Here is an 18,007-nt window from a genome sequence, read left to right on the forward strand (position 1 = left end):
ACGCAAATAATCCGACACAAAAGCCCATTTTTTTGCAGCAAAAGCCTCTTTAGCGTACCTGTTGTTTAAAGTAGCAAAACGCTCATTATTCCATTCAATGATTTCATAGTCCGGCAAAAATTTTTTCCAACTGGCAATACAACGCAAAGCCAGCTCTGTTTTCGGGGCTGTACCTACCCAAACATAATGAATAATTTTTGGAATAACTTTTGGATTAGCCATAGGACACTGATTTAACATGCGACTTTGCTCGTTAGTTTATGCTTCTGCCCAACGCTGACTGTAATCATTTGTAACTCTTTGGTAACAAACAGAGCTTGGACGGCGCGGCATACTAGTTTTTTTGCTTCAGAATAACAAGACATTATTAACCTTAAATTAACAGGCAAGAATAAGCGAATGACAGTGCGTGCAGCAGAGGCCCAGTCGGCATCAAGTTGATTTACTCTTGTTTTGTATCAGGAAATCCCAACTCAAAAGCTGGAGCGAACAGACTTATGTGATAAACTGCCTCCATTGCTACGAGAGTGAGCTAAGTTATGTCGATTGAATCTTTGGTCACCAGGGCCCGCCATATTTGCGATGTGAATGGTGCGCGCTTTACCACTATTCGTGAAAAAGTATTTCGTTTGTTGGCGGATACTCACGGTGGTATTGGTGCATATGAATTACTGGAACAATTAAAAGCCAGTGAGCCGGCGGCAAAACCTGCCACTATTTATCGGGCTCTGGATTTTCTGACCGAGCAGGGTTTTATTCACAAAATTGAATCGACCAATGCATTTTTACTCTGTCATCACTTTGAACAGCATCATCCTGCACAACTGCTGATCTGTGATCAATGTGGTCACGTGGAAGAACTGCATTCATCGCCATTGCAGCAAGAATTTGTCAAACTAGCTTCTGAAAAAGGCTTTTTAATTCAACGGCAAACAGTGGAAGCTCATGGCAGTTGCCAAAGCTGTCTGAAAAAAGCGTCAAACGACTGAATCCGCTTGACGCCTTTTGGTTATAATGGCTATTTTAGTGACCAGAACAGCATAAAATTGTAAATATTTTAGAAAAATTCATACCAAAACAATAAGCTAGACTTGTGTTATGCAACATAGCCACCTAATCTTGAAGTTGGCGATGTAATCAGGTCCAGACTCCGAACAGGCTAATTAAATGAATGTTGAGTATGTAAATCCGTTTCTCTCTTCGTTAGTCAATGTGTTAGGTACCATGGCCAATACGAAGATTGTGCCGGGACAGCCACGATTAAAGAAAGACGAACAGGCTCGCGGTGAAGTATCAGGTTTGATCGGCATGATAGGCCCCACCACCAAAGGGTCGTTTTCTGTCACTTTTGAAGAGTCGTTAGCACTGGAAATCATGGCCAGAATGCTGGGCGAAAGACCTGATAAGATTAATGAAGAAGTCACAGATATGGTGGGTGAAATCACCAACATGGTGACAGGCGGAGCCAAGCGGATTTTAGGCGAAAAAGGTCATGAATTCAGTATGGCAACACCAGTTGTGGTATCAGGTAAAGGCCATACCATCACTCATAAAACTACGGGTGCAAAAATTCTGATGCCTTTCGATTCAGATTTCGGCAAAGTATTTATTGAAGTCAGCTTCGACGAGTAATCTGGACTGAATGTACAAAAGCCGACTTTTCAGTCGGCTTTTTGCTGTTCTGCATTTATATATCTGAATTCGACCCTGCTGGTAATATTACAGAGCAACTCGTAAGGAATAGTCTGTACATGCTCCGCAATTTCCTCGACAGGTAAATCAGCGCCCCATAACAGCACTTCGTCACCAATCTGCACGTCAGCCTTGCCAATATCCACTGAGGTCATATCCATAGAGACCCGACCAACAATGGGATAGCGCTCACCTTTAATCAGCACAGGGCAGCCATTACTGGCCGCTCTCGGGTAACCATCACCATAACCTACTGCTACTACAGCTAAACGGGTATCTGCTGGCGCTGTCCAGGTACCGCCATACCCCACTTTGTCGCCCTTTTTTACCTCACGCACGGCAATCACACTGCTGCTAAAGCTCATCACGGCTTTTAACTGATGGTGCTCTGCTCTGCCCTGCTCCATAGGCGAAACCCCATATAAAGCTAAGCCAGGACGGATCCAATGGCCATGGCTTTGTGGCCAGGCCAGGGTGCCTGCAGAATTGGCCAGACAAAGCTCGCCAGCCAGGCCTGCAACCGTGTTCATAAAAAGATCGATTTGCTGCTGGGTGCTATCAACAGCCAGTTCATCCGCGCTGGCAAAATGCGTCATCAGGCGCATCGGCTGGATCACATTCGGACTTTGGCACAACTGCTGATAGGCCTGCAGAAACTGCTCCGGTAATAAACCTAAGCGGTGCATACCACTGTCCATTTTCAGCCAAACATGGACGGGCGAATCCAGCTCTGCCGCCACTAATGCTTCAACCTGACTTGGATGATGCACCACCACTTGTAAGTTACTGGCCACCACCTGTGGTAATTCGTCGGCATGAAAAAAACCTTCTAGCAGCACTATAGGTTTGACTATGCCACCAGCGCGTAACATCAAGGCTTCGTCGATACGGGCCACACCAAAAGCACTGGCATCTTTCAGTTGTTCCGCCACGTTCAGTAAACCATGACCATAGGCATTGGCTTTGAGTACTGCCAACACTTTGCTGTTGGGAGCTGCAGCGCGCAACTGTTGTAAATTATGCAATAAGGCCGCTAAATCAATACGGGCCTGGGGACGACGACTCATTAATACTCGTCCTCAAAACGTGCTGTTCCGGCATAGTTGTCAAAACGTGAATAACGGCCATGGAAGGTCAAGCGAATACGGCCTATCGGACCGTTCCGCTGTTTGCCTATAATGACTTCTGCGGTGCCTTTGTCCGGGCTGTCATCGTGATACACCTCGTCACGGTAGATAAACATAATTAAGTCGGCATCCTGCTCGATAGAACCAGATTCACGTAAGTCGGAGTTCACCGGGCGCTTGTCTGCACGCTGTTCCAGACTACGGTTAAGCTGCGACAGCGCTATGACCGGCACTTTCAACTCTTTGGCTAAGGCTTTGAGTGAGCGCGAAATTTCGGCAATTTCTAAAGTCCGGTTTTCCGATAAGCCTGGCACTGTCATTAGCTGCAGGTAGTCGACCATGATCATACTCAGACCACCATGCTCACGCGCCACACGACGGGCACGGGAACGCACTTCGGTTGGTGTTAAACCAGAAGCGTCGTCTATATACATTTTGCCTTTGCTGTTCAGCAGCTCGATGGCCGAAGATAAACGCGCCCAATCTTCATCGTCTAGCTGACCAGTCCGCACTTTGGTCTGATCAATACGACCTAAAGACGCCAACATCCTCATCATAATTTGTTCGGACGGCATCTCTAAACTGAAAATAAGCACAGGCTTGTCGCTGGTAATGGCAGCGTGTTCACACAAGTTCATCGCAAAAGTGGTTTTACCCATAGAAGGGCGGGCCGCTACGATGATCAGATCCGAAGGCTGCATGCCGTTGGTCATTTTATCCAGATCTACGTAACCTGTAGAAACACCGGTTAAACCGCCGGAACTGGGGTTACGAAACAGCTCGTCTATTTTGTCGATCGTTTTCGACAAAATGCTGTTAATAGGCTCTGGGCCTTCATTGGCATTGGCTCTTTGCTCCGCAATTTTAAAGACTTTGGTTTCAGCAAAATCTAAAAGCTCTGCACTGTTGCGGCCTTGTGGATCGTAACCTGCATCGGCAATATCATGCGCTACCGCTATCATATCCCGCACTACAGCGCGTTCACGCACTATCTCGGCATAGGCCAGAATATTGGCTGCGCTGGGGGTGTTTTTTGCTATTTCACCTAAATAAGCAAAACCACCAACGTCCGCTAACTGCTGATTACGTTCCAGATCTTCAGACACCGTAATTAAATCGATCGGCTGGTTGGCCTCTGCCACACGAGACATCGCAGAAAAAATAAAGCGGTGTGAGCGCAAATAAAAATCCTGCTCGACCACTTTTTCTGAGACTTTGTCCCAGGCTTCGTTGTCCAGCATCAAGCCGCCCAACACGGATTGCTCGGCTTCAATGGAATGTGGCGGCATTTTTACCGCAGCAACTTGTTTGTCTCTTTGCTTATTGTCCATAACACCAGAAGTTCTAGAAATTGCGACAGGCTAATACCTGGGGTAGTACAGCTCTGCATGGGAGCGATAGCCTAACATTAAAGCATGATTCAGGGGGTGGAAAAATCAGTAAAGCGGAAAATTTTTAATACGAATTGAAGGTCAAACAGGAAAGGATTGGGCACACAAATTTGTGTGCCCAAAAGGCTGATTAAGCCTCAGCAACCACTACTACTTTGATAGTAGCTGTTACTTCTGCGTGTAACTGCAGAGCGATGTTGAATTCGCCAGTTTCACGGATAGTACCGTTAGGTAACTTCACTTCAGCTTTCGCTACTGCAACACCTGCAGCAGTGATAGCGTCAGCGATATCACGTGTACCCACTGAACCGAACAACTTGCCTTCGTCACCCGCTTTAGAAGCTAAAGTCACTTCACCTAAAGCAGCGATCTTCTCAGCACGAGCTTGAGAAGCTGCTAAAGTTTCGGCCAGTTTGGCTTCTAACTCAGCGCGACGCTGTTCAAATTTTTCGATGTTAGCTTTGGTCGCTGGAACTGCTTTTCCTTGTGGGAATAAGAAGTTACGAGCATAACCAGATTTAACAGTTACGTTGTCGCCTAAACCACCCAGGTTAGCAACTTTGTCCAACAGAATAATTTCCATTGTAATACCCTCTCTGTATACGGTTTAACCAGTCGCTGCTTAGCTGTGTGAATCGCTGTATGGTAACAAGGCCAGGTAGCGGGCGCGTTTGATAGCGCGGGCTAATTGACGTTGATACTTAGCGCTGGTACCAGTGATACGGCTTGGGACAATTTTGCCACTTTCAGTGACATAATTTTTTAACGTAGCTGTATCTTTGTAATCGATCTCAATCACGCCTTCTGCAGAGAAACGGCAGAATTTACGGCGACGGAAATAACGAGCCATGAAATTTCTCCTAACTTAATATTTCAATCTGTTGGGCATGCAGCACCAGTTTAGACTGACCGCTGCGGCTCTGATGGCGGTTTAAAAAACCTGACACCCGAACTTTGTTTCCCAGTTTCAAATTGTGAGTTTGTTGCGCTAACCCGACTCCGGCACAGACCACTTGGAGTCTGACATAAGCCTGACGGTTAAAACCGGCTTCCTGCTGCACCGATTGGTGCTCAATCACGAAATAACTGTGAGGAATACCGGCCGGACTTTCGCTGTGGTCGACCTGACGGCAGATAGTGCCAGTCACGACCAGGCTATTGTCCATCTGCAAATTACTCGTCGTTTGCTACCAGCTCATCTGAATCACGAGGAGCACGGTCACGACGTTCTTCACGTACCTTGGCCATTGGTGATGGCTCAGTCACTGCAGTGTTAGTGCGCATGATCAGGTTACGCAATACAGCGTCGTTGAAGCGGAAGTTAGTTTCCAGCTCGTCAATTACTGCCTGTGGCGCTTCTACGTTCATCAGAACATAGTGAGCTTTGTGCAGCTTTTCGATTGGATAAGCTAATTGACGACGGCCCCAGTCTTCTAAGCGGTGAATTGAACCACCAGCTTCTTTGATCGCGCCAGTGTAACGCTCGATCATTCCTGGAACTTGTTCACTTTGATCTGGGTGAACCATAAACACGATTTCGTAATGACGCATTGTAGCTCCTTACGGTTAGTTAGCCTCGGGTGAGCTCGGCCAGACTCGCATAGAGGCAAGGAACGTTCTGGATGGCCGAAGGGGCGCTATTCTAGGGGTTTCTTGCTGTTAAAACAAGCAGCAATACAGATTTTTATCAGGCCAGAGCAGCAATTTAGCCTTGATGTTGCTTTTTATCTGAAACGGCCTCATAACCTTGCTACCGGGTTAGAAAAGCAGCAGAGGTCAGGTCATGAGTTTCAGAACAGAACGCGACAGTATGGGTGAAGTGCAATTACCTGCAGAGGTCTTGTATCAGGCGCAAACACAACGGGCTTTAGATAATTTTCAGATCAGCGCTTTGACTATGCCTCCGGCCTTTATTAAAGCGGTACTTAGAATCAAACAAGCGGCAGCAGCCGCCAATCTGGAGCTGAAGCTACTGCAGCCAGAGATTGCTTCGGCTATCACTTCTGCAGCCGAGCAACAACTGCTTGAACTAGATATGTCGCACTACCCTATTGACCTGTTTCAAACCGGCTCGGGCACCAGCACCAATATGAATGTGAACGAAGTACTGGCGACTTTAGCCAGCAAAAGTTCCGGCCTTCATATCAGCCCCAACGATCATATTAATCTGGGGCAAAGCAGCAATGATGTTATTCCAACCGCTATTCATTTAAGCGCCGCTTTGGCCAATCATCAGTTGATGGAGACGCTGACTCAGTTGGAAGCTGTGATAGCCACTAAAGCAAAGGAGATTGGACACCTGGTCAAAACAGGCCGCACTCATTTAATGGATGCGATGCCTGTGACTTTTGCGCAGGTGTTATCCGGCTGGCAAGCGCAAATTGCCCATGCCCGGCAGCAACTGGAGTTCGCCCAGCAACAGGTAGTGGCCTTGGCTCAAGGTGGCACTGCTGTGGGTACTGGTGTGAATGCTCACCCTGATTTTGCCGCCTTGTTTTGTCAGAAGCTCAGTCAGCAAACAGGTTTAAACTTCAAACCCAGTGCTAATTTCTTTTTCAGCTTAGGCTCACAAGACGCTATTGTGGCTTTATCAAGCGCCAGCAAGGTACTGGCTGTAGCCCTGATGAAAATAGCCAATGACTTACGCTGGATGAATTCAGGCCCCTTGGCTGGGTTAGGCGAAATTGCCCTGCCGGCATTGCAACCTGGATCGTCCATTATGCCTGGCAAAGTCAATCCGGTGATCCCAGAGGCTGTAGCCATGGTAGCGGCACAGGCGATAGGCAACGATGCCACTATTACAGTGGCTGGCCAGTCCGGTAACTTTGAGCTGAATGTGATGTTGCCTGTGATAGCCCATAACATCTTACAAAGCCTGGAGCTGTTAAGTTCAGCAAGCTCTGCTTTAGGCGAAAAAGCCATAGCGGGATTTAGGGTACAGGAGGACAAAATAAACGAGGCCTTGTCGCGCAACCCTATTTTGGTAACAGCTTTGAATCCATTGATTGGGTATTTAAAAGCCGCAGATATTGCCAAACAAGCGTACAAAGAAAAACGGCCCGTGATTGATGTGGCAGTGGAGCAAACCAGTTATAGCAGAGAAGAATTAGAAAAGTTACTAGACCCAGCCCTTTTAAGTCAGGGTTAAAGGCTGGGGGCAGTCTGCAAGGTCTGCCCCCCAACAGATTACTGGCGCTGACGCACGGCTTCAAATAAACAGATACCTGTCGCGACCGACACGTTTAAGCTCGACACTGAGCCAAACATCGGAATTTTCATCAGTGAATCACAGAGCTCACGGGTCAGACGACGTAAACCATCGCCTTCAGCGCCCATAGCTATGGCCAGTGGGCCATTTAGTTTGGTTTGATAAATGGTCGTTTCAGTTTCACCTGCAGCGCCTACCACCCAAATACCAGCATCTTTTAACTCACGGATAGTACGGGCTAAGTTAGTGACTGTAATAAAAGGTACTACTTCTGCCGCACCACAGGCCACTTTACGCACCACTGGGGTCACTTTGACTGAGCGGTCTTTGGCGGCCACCACGGCATGCACTCCGGCGGCATCAGCACTACGTAAAATAGCCCCTAAATTATGTGGGTCGGTAATGCCATCTAAAATCAGAATGAAAGGACTAGATTGTTCAGAAACAATACGGGCTAAATCCTGCTCGTTGCCGGACTGCTGAGCCCGGGCTTTGGCGACCACGCCCTGATGCTGCGCACCATTCACCTTTTCATCCAAAGCCCTGCGGTTGCAGTACTGCACTGACACACCAAAATCACGGGCGAATTTCAGCAAAGGCTGTAAACGCTGATCGTCTTTGTCTTTTAAGATAAAAAGCTCAAGAACATCTTCCGGCGCCCGTTCAAATAACGCACTTACCGCATGAATACCAAATACAAAATCTGCGCTCATCGCAACCTCTTTGAAAATGACCGAGCCCGGCAGTACCGGGCTCAGTTAAACTTGACGCTAGTGTAGCAAAAACACCAGCCTATTGCTTTTGCTACTTACGCTTACGTGGTGCTTTACCAGGCCGTGGACCAGCAGAACCTTTTGCTGCGGGTTTGCTACCCGCAGGCTTTTTCGCTGCAGGTTTTCTGCCGGCTTGCTTTTTACCCGCCTTCTGAGGAGGCGTTTGTTCAACACCAGCTTTACGGGCACCTTTCTTACGCATTGAGGCTTTTTCTTCCGCTGGCGTCATAGCGGCTTTTTTACTGGCGCTGATTTTACGATTCGACGTCGTGCGTTTTTCCATACCCACTATGCCTAAATCAATTTTGCGCGCTTCCAGATTGACCGCCAGCACTTTGACTTCGATTAAGTCGCCCATGCGGTATTGCACATTGCTGTGCTCACCACGCAGTACCTGACGCTCGGTATCAAAGTGGTAATAGTCATTTTGCAAGGAAGTGACATGCACTAAACCTTCGATATACAAGTCGGTGATCCGGACAAACAAGCCAAAGTTAGTCACAGTAGAGACCACACCTTTAAAGCTGTCGCCAATATGATCCTGCATATACTCACATTTCAGCCAGTCCGCTACTTCACGGGTGGCATCGTCAGCACGACGTTCTGTCATTGAACATTGTTCACCCAAAGGATGAATTTGTTTTTCAGTGTAGGCTTTAGCGCCCGTAACTTTCTGGCCCTGAGTCTGCAAAATGGCTTTAATAGCCCGGTGCAACACCAGATCCGGATAACGCCGGATAGGCGAGGTAAAGTGCGCATAAGCTTCTAATGCCAGACCAAAGTGGCCTAGGTTGTCGCCCTGATACACAGCCTGCTTCATCGAGCGCAGCATAGTGGTTTCAATCAGCTCTTTATCCGGTCTGTCCTGCAGTTTTTGCAAGGTCAGCATCAGATCCAAAGGGGTCGGCTCTGGCGGTAGATTGGCTTCAATACCTAATTCCGCCAGAAACCGTCTGAAGTTAGCAAAACGGTCGCCATCTGGCCGTTCATGCACACGAAACAGCGCAAAAGCTTCATGTTTTTCAATCAGCTTAGCGGCCGACACGTTGGCTAAAATCATACATTCTTCAATGATCTTATGCGCTTCGTTGCGGTGAATCGGTACGATTTGTTCGATTTTACGGTGGCTGTTAAAGATAAAACGGGTTTCAACCGTCTCAAATTCAATAGCGCCCCGCTCAGCCCGTACTTTCGCCATTTGTTTGTACAGCGAATACAGGTTGTCGATATTAGTTAAGTTAGCTTCGTACTGCTGACGTAACTTCGGATCGCCTTCTAAGATGGCGTGTACCTTGTTATAGGTCAGACGGGCACTGGAGTGCATCACAGCTTCATAAAACTGATAACCATCCAGTTTACCTTGTTTGCTGATATGCATTTCAGCAACAAAACACAGCCGATCTGTATGTGGATTCAGTGAACATAAACCATTGGATAACACCTCAGGCAGCATAGGCACCACGTGATCGGGGAAATACACCGAGTTACCACGCTCCAGCGCTTCTTTATCCAGCGGCGTATCGGGCTGCACATAAGCGCTGACATCCGCAATGGCGACCCATAAATGCCAGCCGCCATCGGCTTTGCGCTCACAGTACACCGCATCATCAAAGTCTCGAGCATCTTCACCATCTATGGTAATTAACCCCAGCTCTGTCAGATCCACCCTGCCCGCTTTAGCTTCTTCCGGCACTTCAGTGCCATAACCTGCCACTTGCTGCTCAACAGCTTTAGAAAACTCATGGGGGATCTGGTGGTTACGAATAGCGATTTCGATTTCCATCCCGGGCGCCATATGTTCGCCCAGCACTTCAATCACTTTACCTACCGCATTAACTCTTTTGCTTGGTCGCTGGCTGATTTCAACCAACACCACCTGACCGTGACGGGCTGCACCTTCTTCACCTGGTGGTATCACTATGTCCTGGCTCAGACGAGGGTCGTCTGGCACCACTACACCTAAGGCAAAATCTTTAAAGTAGCGGCCTACTATAGGCTCATTGCGGGCTTCTAAAATGCGGACTATACGGGCTTCGATTTTGTCGCGGCTGGAAAAATCACTTTTTGAGGCCAGCACCACGTCGCCATGCAGCAGACGTTTCATTTCAAAATTCGGAATAAACCAGTCCGGGCCCCCTTGTTCCAGCTTTAAGAAGCCAAAACCATCACGGTGCCCTAACACAGTACCTTTGACTAAATCCAGGTCGTCGACCAGACCATAACGTTTGCTTTTGTTAAACAGCAATTGGCCGTCACGCTCCATAGCGCGCAGACGTTTTTTCAGCGCAAACAGCGCTTCATCGTCTGTCAGCTTTAATTCAGCGGCCAACTCTTCAAAGTAGGCAGGTTGTTGCCGCTGCTTTAAGTGTTCGAGGATAAATTCCCGGCTTGGGATGGGGTTTTCATATTTTTCTTGCTCACGCGCAAGATGCGGATCTTTGACCGTCATGTTTTCTCTTTTTTACTCATTCAGCCTGCAGTGTAGCAGTCGCAGGTGAATTTTTCACTACAATGGCTTTTTAGCCCTCGTTAGCGCAGCACCCGGCATTTTAGTCGCTAGCTGAGCTAATAGCTGTTGCACCTCTTGGTGCGTTTTAGTGTCGGCGATCACAGAGTGATGCAGCCAACGGTAACAATCTTCCATATCCAAAGGACTGGCGTCGCCTTGAATTAACATTTGAGCAAAGCGTATCTGTGCTTTTAAATTACCCAAACCTGCCGCTTCACGTAGATAAACCACAGCTTTTGCATTATCCTGCTGTACAAAACGGCCGGTATGATAATAACGCCCAACTTGCTCTAGCGCTTCCGGCAAGCCCTGAGACGCTGCTTGTTGCATTAAATCCCAGCCGCGCTCGACATCTTTTTTCACACACACACCAAAGGCCAGCATATCGCCATACAAAAACTGATAAGCCGGTACTTTCATCACATCGGCTCTGGCCTGAATATCACTGACCAGTTGGCATTCGTCTTTTTGCACCCGCTGTAAATGGGTGTTTTGTTTAATTAAATCCAGTAGTTCATCCTGAGTATAAAGCTGCACTACCGCCACTTCCTGCGTTTTGGCAGAAAAACTAAGCAGCACAAGCACTGAACTTAAGACAAAAAAACAAAACTTCATAGTTACCCCGGGCCATCGATATTTATACACTTAGATAAAAAACATACAAAAATCAGGCCATCACAAAAGACGGTGTTCTGACACCAGCATATCCTGTTTAGTTCGCAGAGCAAAATAGCTCCTGCCACGGATAACAAAAAGGTCGGGAACCTTTTTCACTCACATCATCCATGATGTTCGCCTTCGGCAGCTAAAACTGTGCAAAACGGCTATCCTGCCGTTTTATCACTCACATCATCCATGATGTTCGCCTTCGGCAGCTAAAACTGTGCAAAACGGCTATCCTGCCGTTTTTTGAACAACGCGCCAGCGTTGGCCTGGAAGGCATTTTACAGGATAGTAAAATGTAAAAAACGCTGCACCAGGCAGCGTTTTTTCGATTTACCGCAGATTAAACGGCAAATGGATGACGCAGCGTAATGGTCTGAATACGATCCGGGCCTGTTGAAATAATATCAATAGGTACACCTGTCACTTGTTCCAGACGAGTGATGTAGTTACGGGCTTCCACTGGCAAGTCTTCCAGTTTTTGTACCCCAAAAGTACTCTGAGTCCAACCTGGCATTTCTTCAAATACCGGAGTAACCACTTCATAACCTTCGGCCGCCATTGGCGGTACGTCAGTCACAGATCCGTCAGCGGCTTTATAACCGACACAAATTTTGACAACACTTAAGCCATCTAAAACGTCGAGCTTAGTTAAGCAGAAACCAGAGATACTGTTTAACTGCACAGCACGTTTGACTGCCACAGCATCAAACCAACCACAACGACGTTTACGGCCAGTGGTGGCGCCAAATTCATGACCTTTGACACCTAAGTGTTCACCGACTTCGCAGTTCAGTTCTGTTGGGAACGGACCTGAACCCACACGGGTGGTGTACGCCTTCACAATACCTAACACATAGTCTAAGTAACGTGGGCCAAAACCTGCGCCGGTCGCTACGCCACCAGCAGTGGTATTCGACGACGTCACGTAAGGGTAAGTACCGTGGTCAATATCTAATAAAGTACCCTGGGCACCTTCAAACATGATTTCTTTACCGGCTTTACGGGCTTTATCCAGTAAATCGGTCACGTCTACCACCATAGGCTTTAACACTTCAGCGATAGCTAAAGCGCTGTCTAAGGTGCTTTGGAAATCAATCGCATCCACTTTGTAATACTGAGTTAAAGTGAAGTTGTGTAAATCCATCAGCACTTTCAGCTTTTCAGCGAACAGTTCAGGATTAAACAAATCACCTACACGCAGACCACGGCGCGCTACTTTGTCTTCATAGGCTGGGCCAATACCACGACCTGTAGTACCAATTGGCTTATCACCACGGGCTACTTCGCGCGCTTTATCCAACGCCACATGGAAAGGCAGGATTAACGGACAAGCTTCGCTTAACAACAGACGCTCTTTGACCGGAACACCTTTTTGTTCCAGCATCGCCATCTCTTTTAATAAAGCTTCAGGGGATAACACCACACCGTTACCTATCACACATTTTACGTTGGAGCGCAAAATGCCTGATGGGATCAAATGCAATACCGTTTTTTCACCGTCAATTACTAAGGTATGACCTGCGTTATGGCCGCCCTGATAGCGCACCACATAGCTGGCTTTGTCAGTTAATAAATCAACGATTTTACCTTTTCCTTCGTCACCCCATTGGGTGCCGAGCACGACAACGTTTTTGGCCATGGTTCCTACATCATGGAGAAAAATTAGGCGGGGATTCTACCAAATTAACAACCAAAGTTCAGCGCGATCCAGAAAAAAAAACCAGATATTTTCTTTCTGGTTCTTTTTCAATAACTAAGGCTGCCTAAAAGGCTTTATGGTGCAAAGAAAATCAGCAACAAAACTCCTGCTATGACCAGTATTCCACCCAACTGCTGCATTTGCGCCGTGGGCTGTTCGGCGATTTTTTTAAGGTAAGAACGCCATCTATTTGGAAATAACAGCGGTGCCACTCCTTCAATGATCAGCACCAGCCCTAACACTGCCCACCAGTAATCGGCCATTTAGCGAATATCCTTCAGGCAAGACAAATTATAATCTGCCGCATTGTGGTACAAAGCAAAACCAAAACGCAGTCGATCGCCACGGTAATCCGTGATAATGCCCTGCTGTTTCAGTGCAGCCGCTATGCGCGCCACCTCTTCAGCGGCAAACCGAAAGGTTAAAAACTGGCCTTGTTGCTGAGTTTGTTTATCCACTAAGTGCTGACGATTTAACAGCGGATGTTGGATCTCATCTAGCATCGCCAGAAAAGCCTGTTGCAGCTTCTGTACGTAGGTCTGCACTGTTTCAACCGTCAGTCCTTGCTGTTGGTAGAACTCAAAGACCGCCAATACCCGGTATAAAGCGGAACAATCCATAGTAGCACCGGCAAAACGATAGCCGTTATTGGCGTATTGCACCTGGCCTTGTTTGGCATGGGCTAGCTCGCCAAATTCTGCAAACCAGCCCGTATAAACCGGCCTATGTTCACTGCCTTGTGGCACAGCGAGGAAACAGCAGCCTTCGCCACCCTGAGCGTATTTATAGCTGCCAGCCAGATAAAAGATGCGCTCTGCTATTGCCGATAAATCCGTCGGTACCGCCATAAAACCGTGATAACCATCGACCACTATCATCGCATCCGTGACTTTATCCAGCGCCTGTACCAGGCCCGTTAAATCTTTAACGCCTACGCCAGAGTTAAAAAACACCTGACTAAAAAACACTAAGTCTGTTGGTTGAGCTGCGGCAGCTTCTCCAAAACGCTCTGGGAAAGTGGCAAAAGGTTCAGTTGGCACCCGGATCACCCTGACGCCTTCTAATTCAGATAAGCGATTGATTTGGCGATGAAAACTATGAAATTCGCTGTCTGTCGTCACCACGGTCAGAGGTTTTGACCAGTCAAAGCAGCTTAATAAACGCATGACAAATTCGTGCGTATTGGGTGCAAATACAATCTGCTCTGGTGCAGGTAACTTTAACAGACCGGCTATATGCTGTTGGACCGCAGGTACTTTTTCACCAAACACCAGATCCCATTTAGCATCCACCAACCTGGCACTATCATCCCAGTAAGCTAACGTAGCGTCACGGGTGACATCAGGCCAGTAGTGATGGGAGTGGCAAGCGAAATGCTGTTTACCTGGGTTGGCGTTTAAAAAGTGCTGATAAAACTGCTGATACATAGGACTATCCTTACGAGAGACAGAAGCAGAGTAACCGAAAGTAGTTTACATAGAAAAGGCCCTGCCGGGCCTTTTCTAACTAGTGAAAAACAATGCTGCTGTCCGCTTAGTTTTGCACTTTATCCGACTTCATGTATCTGAAGAAATCATTATCCGGTTGCACAACCAGCACGTCGTTTTTGTTTTGGAAGCTGTTTTTATAGGCTTCTAAACTACGAACAAAACTGTAGAACTCACCATTTCTGCTGTAGACATCTGCATACACTTTTGCAGCCGCCGCGTCACCTTCACCACGAACAGTGCGGGAGTTACGCTCAGCGTCAGCCACCATAATAGTCACACGGGCGTCGACGTCGGCTTTGATAATTTCTGCTTGCTCCATACCACGGCTACGGTGTTCTTTCGCTACCGCAGTGCGTTCAGCACGCATACGCTGGAAAATAGAGTTGCTGATTTCATCCGGTAAATTGATTTTCTTCACGCGCACGTCAAGGATATCAATACCTAACTCTTTTGAGCCTGCTGCTGCTTGTTCCATCGCACGTTGCATCAATTGAGTACGCTCACCTGAGACTATTTCCTGAATAGTACGGCTACCAAACTCAGTCCGTAAACCGTTGTTGATGTACTGCTTTAACAGCACTTCAGCTTGAGACAAATTACCGCCTGTGGACAAGAAATACTTACCAAAGTCGGCAATACGCCACTTCACATAGCTGTCGACCAACAAGTCTTTTTTCTCCGCCGTGACAAAACGGTCAGATGACGGGTCGGCTAAGGTTTGAATACGGGCATCCAGTTTGCGCACATTTTCAATCAGCGGTACTTTAAAGTGCAGGCCAGGTTCAAACACCCGCACCTGTTCTGCATCATCACGCTGGATCTTACCAAAACGAATCACTATACCGCGTTCGCCTTCAGGTACTACAAACACCGAAGACACCACACCAATACCCAGGATAGCAATTAAGGCTAATACTAAATTTTTCATCATTTAACCTCTGCCTGTTCTGGTGCTGTCAGCACGGTTTGTTTCAGGACGCAGATCCGGAGTTCTGCCATCACTGCCATTCGTTCTGTTTGGTGCTAATGGATTGATCGCAGGAGCCTTGGTATCGCTGCTGTTATTGATCATTTTATCCAAAGGTAAATACATAATATTATTACCATTTTTCACATCAACCAGGACTTTGGAGCTGTTGCCATACACCTGCTCCATCGTCTCTAAGTACATACGATCGCGGGTCACTTGTGGCGCAGCCAAATATTCAGGTAACAGTTTCTCAAAACGAGCCACTTCACCCTGGGCTTTTAACAAGGTCTGTTGTTTGTAGGCTTCAGCTTCCTGCATCATCCGATTCACCTGGCCACGGGCGCGAGGTTCAATTTCACGGGCATAAGCTTCCGCTTCACGGATATAACGTTGTTCATCTTCCTGCGCCGCTATCGCATCATCAAAAGCTTCTTTCACTTCTTCTGGCGGACGAGCATCACGGAAGTTGACATCCACCAACTCTAAGCCCATAGCGTAAGGAGAAATAATTTGCTCCAGCTCAGTTCTGGTATTTTGACGGATCACTTCGCGGCCTTTGGTCAGCACGTCATCCATGATGGAGTGACCAACCACGTAACGCAGAGCTGCATCTGTGGCTTCACGTAAACTGCTGTCCGCATCTACCACAGAGAACTTGTAAGCACGGGCATCAAACACCCGATACTGGATTTCAAAGGTGACACGAACCAGATTTTGGTCCTGAGTCAGCATAAAACCATCGGTACGTAATGAACGCACACTGGTCACATCCACTGGAGTCACTGTATCGATAAAGGTTGGTTTCCAGTGAATACCTGGCATCACTTCAGAGTGATACTGACCAAAACGTAAGATCAACCCCCGTTCTGATTCTTTGATAGTGTAAAAACCACTAAAAGCCCAGACCAGTAAAGCAACCACAGCGATCAACAGCAGTGCGGCGGAGCCACCACTATTGTTGCTGCTGCCGGTGTTTTTATTGCCACCAAAGATACCACCGAACTTTTTGCTTAAGTTACGGAAGACTTCATCTAAATCGGGCGGGCCCTGATCACGACCACCTTGTTTCCAGGGGTCGTTATCTTTGCCATTATTGCCCGGCTCGTTCCAAGCCATGCTTCACTCCATCTCTAGTTGTGATATTGAAACTAATGTAACAAAAAAAGCGCGGTACTGACGATAAAAAACTAAGGGTTGACGATATAGTTTTGTAACAGTCCATCACTTTGTTTCAGTAAACGTGCCCACTCCGCTTTGGATAAGGCGATTCTGAGCTGAGTTTCGCCCAGTTCAGTAAAAGATTCTGTCTGCACCGCAGAGAGCTCGTGTAAGCGAGCGCGCCATATGGCCGCATCAGCAGGGAGCTTCAAATCTAACTGCGTAAAGTCATCCGCCAGTCGTTCACGGATCACTTGCAGCAGCAACTCGATACCAAGGCCCTGTTTCGCTGAGACATAAACAGCCACAGGCTCCGCCCGCTCATTGTACTCTATACGGGCTTGCTGCTCAGTCTGGTCAATTTTATTAAAAACCAATAACTGTGGCACCTGATCGGCGTCAATTTCATGCAACACCAGTTGTACTTGTTTGATGTTATCAGCCATGCGCTGGTCGGCTACATCTATCACATGCAGTTGCAAATCTGCATCGCGGCTTTCCTGCAAGGTGGATTTAAAGGCTGCAACCAGATCATGAGGTAAATGCCGGATAAAACCTACTGTATCGGCAAAAATAACAGAGCCAAACTCAGGCAGTTTCACTTGTCGCAATGTCGGGTCTAATGTGGCAAATAGCTGGTCAGCAGCGTACACATCGGCACTGGTCAGACGGTTAAACAAAGTCGATTTACCGGCGTTGGTGTACCCCACCAAAGACACCACAGGAATTTCGGCACGTTGGCGGGCTTTGCGGCCTTGCTCTCGCTGCTTACTGACTTTATCCAGCTTCACTAACAAAGCGGTGATTTTCTCCCGCACTAAACGCCTGTCGGTTTCAAGACGGGTTTCACCCGGACCTCTCATCCCTATACCGCCCTTTTGCCGCTCCGCATTATCCCAGCCGCGAACCAGACGAGATGACAGGTGCTTAAGCTGCGCCAGTTCGACCTGCAACTTACCTTCGTAGCTACGGGCACGCTGGGCGAAAATATCCAGGATCAGTGTGGTACGGTCAATAACCCGGCACTGACACAGCAGTTCCAGGTTACGGGTTTGAGCCGGGGTTAGAGCGTGATTAAAGATAATCAGATCGACCTGAAGCTCAGCGACAGCTTGCGCTAGTTCTGCCGCTTTGCCACTGCCAAGAAAAAACTTAGCATCGATTGTACTGCGGTTGGCCGTCATCACAGCACGTGATTGAACTCCAGCCGAGGCCACAAGCATCTCCAGTTCCTGCAAATCTTCACTGGCGCTGTCTTGTGAAAGATAGATATGCACAAGGATCGCTTGCTCGGCCACCATTTCGCTGTCAAACAAGCTGAAAA

The 18,007-nt window shown here is 47.7% G+C and carries 19 protein-coding genes; 3 read left to right on the top strand and 16 right to left on the bottom strand.

Annotation, left to right across the window (positions count from 1 at the left end; genetic code table 11):
- On the bottom strand, positions 1-240 hold a 240-nt coding region (locus tag SD53_RS09960), incomplete at its 3' end, for a glycosyltransferase family 32 protein (protein WP_436197673.1).
- 299 nt (positions 241-539) lie between these two features.
- Between SD53_RS09960 and SD53_RS09965 the strand changes: the two genes are divergently transcribed.
- Both SD53_RS09965 and SD53_RS09970 read left to right on the top strand, forming a co-directional pair.
- Positions 540-989: a transcriptional repressor gene (locus SD53_RS09965; protein WP_046520098.1), complete on the top strand. Its 450-nt coding sequence runs from the start codon at positions 540-542 to the stop codon at positions 987-989.
- 178 nt (positions 990-1,167) lie between these two features.
- Positions 1,168-1,632, top strand: coding sequence for a chemotaxis protein CheX (locus SD53_RS09970; protein ID WP_046520099.1), 465 nt, complete (start codon positions 1,168-1,170; stop codon positions 1,630-1,632).
- Positions 1,633-1,661: 29 nt separating this feature from the next.
- On the opposite strand, the gene alr is transcribed toward SD53_RS09970, so the two are convergent.
- From alr to rpsF, 6 genes are all read right to left on the bottom strand, one after another.
- Positions 1,662-2,759: an alanine racemase gene (gene alr / locus SD53_RS09975; RefSeq protein WP_046520100.1), complete on the bottom strand. Its 1,098-nt coding sequence runs from the start codon at positions 2,757-2,759 to the stop codon at positions 1,662-1,664.
- The gene (gene dnaB, locus SD53_RS09980) at positions 2,759-4,150 is read right to left on the bottom strand and encodes a replicative DNA helicase (protein WP_046520101.1); all 1,392 of its coding nucleotides are present in this window, start codon (positions 4,148-4,150) and stop codon (positions 2,759-2,761) included. Before dnaB ends, alr begins: the two co-directional genes overlap by 1 nt.
- A gap of 190 nt (positions 4,151-4,340) precedes the next feature.
- Positions 4,341-4,793 (bottom strand): 50S ribosomal protein L9, encoded by a 453-nt coding sequence (gene rplI / locus SD53_RS09985; protein ID WP_046520102.1) that lies wholly within the window; start codon positions 4,791-4,793, stop codon positions 4,341-4,343.
- Positions 4,794-4,832: 39 nt separating this feature from the next.
- A complete protein-coding gene (gene rpsR, locus SD53_RS09990; protein ID WP_008899548.1) occupies positions 4,833-5,060 on the bottom strand; it encodes a 30S ribosomal protein S18 in 228 nt (75 codons plus the stop codon).
- A 10-nt stretch (positions 5,061-5,070) separates the two neighbouring features.
- Positions 5,071-5,376, bottom strand: a complete 306-nt coding sequence (gene priB, locus SD53_RS09995) for a primosomal replication protein N (RefSeq protein ID WP_046520103.1) — start codon at positions 5,374-5,376, stop codon at positions 5,071-5,073.
- 7 nt (positions 5,377-5,383) lie between these two features.
- On the bottom strand, positions 5,384-5,761 hold the full coding sequence (rpsF, locus tag SD53_RS10000) for a 30S ribosomal protein S6 (RefSeq protein WP_046520104.1): 378 nt from the start codon (positions 5,759-5,761) through the stop codon (positions 5,384-5,386).
- 232 nt (positions 5,762-5,993) lie between these two features.
- Between rpsF and SD53_RS10005 the strand changes: the two genes are divergently transcribed.
- On the top strand, positions 5,994-7,358 hold the full coding sequence (locus tag SD53_RS10005; RefSeq protein ID WP_046520105.1) for a class II fumarate hydratase: 1,365 nt from the start codon (positions 5,994-5,996) through the stop codon (positions 7,356-7,358).
- Positions 7,359-7,396: 38 nt separating this feature from the next.
- On the opposite strand, the gene rlmB is transcribed toward SD53_RS10005, so the two are convergent.
- The 9 genes from rlmB to hflX form a co-directional block, all read right to left on the bottom strand.
- Entirely contained in the window at positions 7,397-8,131 is a 735-nt protein-coding gene (gene rlmB / locus SD53_RS10010) for a 23S rRNA (guanosine(2251)-2'-O)-methyltransferase RlmB (RefSeq protein ID WP_046520106.1), read from the bottom strand.
- Between the two features lie 91 nt (positions 8,132-8,222).
- Complete coding sequence (rnr, locus tag SD53_RS10015) at positions 8,223-10,640, bottom strand: ribonuclease R (protein WP_046520107.1); 2,418 nt, start codon at positions 10,638-10,640, stop codon at positions 8,223-8,225.
- Positions 10,641-10,697: 57 nt separating this feature from the next.
- Positions 10,698-11,315: a tetratricopeptide repeat protein gene (locus SD53_RS10020; RefSeq protein WP_046520108.1), complete on the bottom strand. Its 618-nt coding sequence runs from the start codon at positions 11,313-11,315 to the stop codon at positions 10,698-10,700.
- Between the two features lie 391 nt (positions 11,316-11,706).
- Positions 11,707-13,005, bottom strand: a complete 1,299-nt coding sequence (locus SD53_RS10025; protein WP_046520109.1) for an adenylosuccinate synthase — start codon at positions 13,003-13,005, stop codon at positions 11,707-11,709.
- Positions 13,006-13,139: 134 nt separating this feature from the next.
- Positions 13,140-13,328 (bottom strand): DUF2065 domain-containing protein, encoded by a 189-nt coding sequence (locus SD53_RS10030; RefSeq protein ID WP_046520110.1) that lies wholly within the window; start codon positions 13,326-13,328, stop codon positions 13,140-13,142.
- The gene (locus SD53_RS10035; protein WP_046520111.1) at positions 13,329-14,492 is read right to left on the bottom strand and encodes an aminotransferase class V-fold PLP-dependent enzyme; all 1,164 of its coding nucleotides are present in this window, start codon (positions 14,490-14,492) and stop codon (positions 13,329-13,331) included.
- A gap of 106 nt (positions 14,493-14,598) precedes the next feature.
- Positions 14,599-15,486 (bottom strand): protease modulator HflC, encoded by an 888-nt coding sequence (gene hflC, locus SD53_RS10040; RefSeq protein ID WP_241481783.1) that lies wholly within the window; start codon positions 15,484-15,486, stop codon positions 14,599-14,601.
- Positions 15,487-16,641: an FtsH protease activity modulator HflK gene (hflK, locus tag SD53_RS10045; RefSeq protein WP_046520112.1), complete on the bottom strand. Its 1,155-nt coding sequence runs from the start codon at positions 16,639-16,641 to the stop codon at positions 15,487-15,489.
- A gap of 71 nt (positions 16,642-16,712) precedes the next feature.
- Positions 16,713-17,999, bottom strand: coding sequence for a ribosome rescue GTPase HflX (hflX, locus tag SD53_RS10050; RefSeq protein WP_046520113.1), 1,287 nt, complete (start codon positions 17,997-17,999; stop codon positions 16,713-16,715).
- Between the last annotated feature and the right edge of the window lie 8 nt (positions 18,000-18,007).

The organism is Rheinheimera mesophila (assembly GCF_000986865.1).
GTDB lineage: Bacteria > Pseudomonadota > Gammaproteobacteria > Enterobacterales > Alteromonadaceae > Pararheinheimera > Pararheinheimera mesophila.